General features: G+C 62.8%; 3 protein-coding genes and 1 pseudogene. 2 read left to right on the top strand and 2 right to left on the bottom strand.

All coding sequences use genetic code 11. The features are described 5' to 3' along the window. The first annotated feature begins 125 nt into the window (after positions 1-125). Together CYU59_RS26010 and istB are read left to right on the top strand one after the other, a co-directional pair. Positions 126-1,430, top strand: a complete 1,305-nt coding sequence (locus tag CYU59_RS26010; RefSeq protein WP_293004172.1) for an IS21 family transposase — start codon at positions 126-128, stop codon at positions 1,428-1,430. After that, positions 1,427-2,287, top strand: coding sequence for an IS21-like element helper ATPase IstB (gene istB / locus CYU59_RS26015; protein ID WP_293004170.1), 861 nt, complete (start codon positions 1,427-1,429; stop codon positions 2,285-2,287). Before CYU59_RS26010 ends, istB begins: the two co-directional genes overlap by 4 nt. 462 nt (positions 2,288-2,749) lie before the next feature. Here the strand turns inward: istB and CYU59_RS26020 are convergent. Further along, positions 2,750-3,093 (bottom strand): annotated as a pseudogene (locus tag CYU59_RS26020) (hypothetical protein); the annotation flags it as partial. 161 nt (positions 3,094-3,254) lie between these two features. Then, on the bottom strand, positions 3,255-4,820 hold the full coding sequence (locus CYU59_RS26025) for an NAD(P)/FAD-dependent oxidoreductase (RefSeq protein ID WP_293004171.1): 1,566 nt from the start codon (positions 4,818-4,820) through the stop codon (positions 3,255-3,257). Positions 4,821-4,919 lie beyond the last annotated feature (99 nt).

The raw sequence follows: 4,919 nt of genomic DNA on the forward strand, positions 1-4,919 counted from the left end.
CCGAACGCCGACACAGCTACCTCGGTAACATCAGCCCGACAGAATTCGAGATGCTCTGGACATCCACCCAAAACGTCCCTCAACTCGCATAACCACGGCTCAAAACGACGGGGACAGATCAGTCGATCGCGGCGATCGCCCGACACACTGGCCATGACCGCAAGACGGTCCGTAAGTACTTGGCCGGGGATCAGACTGCGGGAGTGCGGGCCCGCCCGTCACCGGATCTGTTCGACCCGTTCGTCGACTACGTCACGGCCCGGTTGGTCGAGGACCCGCACCTGTGGGCCCGGACCCTGTTCGACGAGTTGGAGGGCTTGGGGTTTGGGCTGTCGTATCAGAGCCTGACCCGCAACATCCGCGGCCGCGATTTACGGCCGGTGTGTGAGGCGTGCCGGTCGGTGACCGAGCGTCCGAACGCGATCATCACTCACGACCCTGGTGATGAAACCCAATGGGACTGGCTGGAATTGCCGAACCCGCCCGAATCGTGGGGGTGGGGCAAGACCGCGCACTTGCTGGTGGGGTCGCTGGCCTGTTCGGGGAAGTGGCGGGCGGCGTTGGCGCCGTCGGAGGATCAGCCACATCTGGTGGCCGGCCTGGATCGGGTGGTCCGCGGCCATGGCGGGGTGACTCGCTGCTGGCGGTTCGACCGGATGGCCACGGTCTGTGATCCGGGCTCGGGTCGGGTCACCGCATCCTTCGCCGGGGTGGCCAAACACTACGGGGTGTCGGTAGCGATCTGCCCGCCGCGGCGCGGCAACCGCAAGGGTGTGGTGGAGAAGATCAATCACACTGCCGCGCAACGCTGGTGGCGCACGTTGGCCGATGAGATGACCGCCGAGCAAGCGCAGGCCGATGTGGATCGTTTCGCCCGGGTACGTGGTGATACGAGGCTGCGCGCCACCGCTGACGGGCGGTCCTCGGTGGCCACCGTCGCCAACAGCGAGCCGTTGGCGGCGCTGCCGGCCGTCCCGTATCCGGTGATCGTGACCGAGGCGCGGAGCGCCTCTCGTCAAGCGCTGGTGTCCTACTGCGGCAACCACTACTCGGTGCCACCGGAGTTGGCAGCAGCCTCAGTGGTGGTGTCGCATCCGCTCGGCGATGCGTTCCTTGACATCGCCACCACCGGTGGGATCGTGGTGGCCCGGCACCGGATGGCCGCCGACGGACTCGGCATCACAGTCCGCGACAGCGGGCACGTCATCGCGTTGGACACCGCGGCGATGGCCGCTGCCGCCACCGGCAGACCGCACCGCCGCAAGGAACGCATCCCGCCTGGACCCGAGGCCAAAGCCGCTGCCGCACACCTGCTCCGACTACACGCCGAGGCCACGCCCTCAGACCAATCTTGCACGCCATCAACCGATTCCACTGTCATCGATCTCTCCGCTTACGAGCGGGCCGCCCAGAACAGGACCGTCCAATGACCCCCACCGCACGCATCCCCAAGACCACCGCCACCCTGGCCGCCGACAACGAGTCGCCCTCGGCTGCGGCCAGCCGGTATCAGCAGTTGCGCTCACACCTGGCCGAGCTCAAACTGCACGCCGCCGCCGAGGCGCTTCCCGGCGTCTTGGATCAGGCCACCGCCGAAGGGCTGTCGCTGACCGTCGCACTGGAGCGGCTGCTGGCGGTCGAAGTCGAGGAAAGCACCGCCCGCCGGCTGGCTGGCCGGCTGCGGTTCGCGTGCCTGCCGACCCCGGCCACCCTGGCCGACTTCGACGTCGATGCCGCCGCCGGTATCGACCGCGGCCTGATCGATGAATTGGGCACCTGCCGCTACCTGGACTCGGCGACCAACATTTTGTTGATCGGCCCGCCGGGCACCGGAAAGACACACTTGTCGGTCGGATTGGCAAGGGCTGCAGCGTATGCCGGATACCGCACCTACTTCACCACCGCAGCCGATCTGGCCGCCCGCTGCCACCGCGCTGCCATCGAGGGACGCTGGGCAACCACCATGCGCTTCTACGCCGGACCGACACTGTTGGTGATCGATGAACTGGGCTATCTGCCGTTACCGGCTGAAGCCGCCTCGGCGCTGTTTCAGGTTGTGTCCCAACGGTATTTGAAGACCTCGATCGTGATCACCACCAACCGTGGCGTCGGCGCCTGGGGCGACATCCTCGGCGACACCACCGTCGCCGCAGCCATGCTCGACCGCCTGCTGCACCGCTCGGTCGTCATCAACCTCGACGGCGAGTCCTACCGGCTACGCGATCACCACGACGCCGCCGAAACCCTCCGCAGGGCCACCACCGGCACCCGCCAACCGATACACTGACCGCGCCATCAGGTGGGGAAATTCGGTGAGCACCCCTGGGGAACTTCGATGAGCGCCGTCACCAGAGCCGAGAAGCTCCTCAACAGCCGCCCACGCAAGGTCCTTGGCTGGCGCACCCCAGGCTCAGTCTTCGAACACGGGCTACTCTAATTCGGTCCGTGTGTTGCGAGGACCGGACGAAATCACCCGTCGACACGGGGTCAGTTTTCAGGCGACGCCGACAAGGCGAACCATCTCTGCCCCGACGCGATCGAGCATGCGTTGCCAGTATTCGGCAGGTCCGGCGTCCTCTCACGTCGTAAGCGCCGCATATCCCCTGACCGCCGCTTTTCTATCGCCCCCGGAGTGGCTCACCGATGCCTATGCGACGAGCCGGAGGCGCCTCCGCTCGACTGGAAACCTCCTTTGCATCCGCCCTCACCCGGGGTGCACACGGAAACCTGCGTCGGCCTCACCGGGTTTTCATGAACGGGGAAAAGACATCTCACGAAGTTTGTAGTCAAGCCGCGAGCGGGAGGTGGTGGCAAACGCCCGATGATCGTTATAGAGCTGGCCGGTTTGCAGGCAGTGATGCAGCTGGCCGAGGAACTCGTTGAACAAGTGGCGTTGCGCTTTAGGCGTGACCGTTCCCACCGGCTCGGCTTCGCCGGTAAGTGCCCGTTGGCAGCCGAGGACGCGCACAGCGAACTCAGGGTTCTCAGGAACCCAGCATGTGCGAGTCGCTGATTCTTGACGCGGCGATGAGCGACTACGCGGCTTCTCCCGCTGGCGCGGGTGATCGGCGCGGCGCCGGCATCGGCTTTCAAAAACCCCACCTGGACGATGAACGCAGGCCCCCATGACCGTCGGCGACACTTTCTACTCGAGCTAACATGCCCGCGGGACACGCATGTGCGCTTATCTACACACCCTGACCGACCGCGAATCGTTCTGCGAAAAATTCAGGCGAGGCTAGCCGCACTGAAACTTACCCGGTAATAAGTGAATCTGTGCGGTGCTGGCCATTTCCGTTGTTTAAGCCAGAAGTCTTCCCGGAAGCGCTTTGGTGTGGTGCCGAAACTGTCAGAGTTGCCGGGCGGGATGCTTTGGTGGTGAAGCGCAGCTCCGGGTCATTGATCTTGCCGCGGCGTATTTGACGCATATCGAAGAGGTAATTCTGCTTTGCTTTCCAGGGGCCGCGGGATCCCGCCCTCGGTAGTTGGTTCATCGCGCGTTGGAAGTAACCGGGCGCGAAATCAGCGAACGGCAGTTCCTCGACGTCCCCGCGGGGGTGGGGAGCGACGACGGTGTCGTAGCCGTGCTCGTCCAAGTAGTTGAGCAAGCGACAAACGTATTCGGATACCAGGTCTGCTTTCAGTGTCCAGGAAGCGTTGATGTAACCGATGGTGAACGCCATGTTCGGGACATCGGAAAGCATCATGGCCTTATAGGTCATCGACTTGGCGACGTCGACAGCCTGGCCGTTACTGGCAAGTGTGGCGCCGCCGAACAGCCGCATGTTCAAACCGGTTGCGGCGACGATGATGTCGGCCGCCAACTCGTGTCCGGAGGACAGCTGGATCCCGGCCTTGGTGAAATGGTCAATAGTGTCGGTGACCACATCGGCCTTACCCGCCCCGATAGCCTTGAACAGGTCGCCGTTTGGCGCCAGGCATATCCGTTCATCCCACGGGTTGTACTTTGGCCCGAAATGCTTGTCCACATCATAGCCCGCGGGCAACTGATGCCTGGCCCACGCGATCAGCCCTTTGCGCATGGGACCGGGGAAACGCCGCGCCAGCTGGTACTGCGCCACAACTAACAGAATGTTCTTCCAGCGATTGACGAAGTCAGCGCTCCTAGGCGGTAACCACTTGATGAGCTGCACGGCGATGGGGTCGATATTGGGCAGTGATCCGATGTACGTCGGTGACCGCTGCAACATCGTGACGTGGCCAGCACCTGAATCCACAAGTGACGGAATGAGAGTAACCGCGGTCGCGCCGCTCCCGATTACCACGATTTTTTTCCCCGCATAATCAAGGTCATCGGGCCAGTGCTGCGGATGCACGATAGTCCCCCCGAAGTCCTCCTCCCCAGGGAAGTCAGGCCGATAACCCTCGTCGTAGTCATAGTAGCCACTGCAGGCAAACAAAAATCCGGTGGTGATCTCGGCCTCTTGGCCGTCCCGAATGACCTTGATGGTCCAGCGCCTGTCGGTGTCCGACCAGTCCGCAGACACCACCTGGGTACCAAACCGGATATGCTTATCGATCCCGCTGTCGGTGGCCGCCTCCCGCAGATAGTTCTTGATCGTCGCCGCATCAACGGTGAACCGTGGCGAGTGCCACGGCTTGAAACGGAACCCGAACGTACACATATCTGAGTCCGACCGAATGCCCGGGTATTTGAACAGATCCCACGTACCACCTAGATCGGCCCTGCGCTCTAAAATTACATAATTCTTGTCAGGGCAGCGATCTTGCAGATGCCAGGCGGCACTGATACCGGAAATACCAGCACCAACAACCACAACATCAAAAAATTCAGACATAAACTTGCAATTCCTTGCTACCTAGGCGACGGTTTAAGTGTTATTTCAGGTGGCCGACGAGGGTTCCCTCGGTGCCGAAAAGCTCGTCTTGCCATTGCT

It is taken from the genome of Mycobacterium sp., assembly GCF_002863225.1.
GTDB lineage: Bacteria > Actinomycetota > Actinomycetes > Mycobacteriales > Mycobacteriaceae > Mycobacterium.

What these genes read in the sequence shown, in the direction of transcription:
- CYU59_RS26025 (WP_293004171.1), bottom strand. Translation starts at nt 4,820, where the DNA reads ATGTCTGAATTTTTTGATGTTGTGGTTGTTGGTGCTGGTATTTCCGGT.
- istB (WP_293004170.1), top strand. Translation starts at nt 1,427, where the DNA reads ATGACCCCCACCGCACGCATCCCCAAGACCACCGCCACCCTGGCCGCC.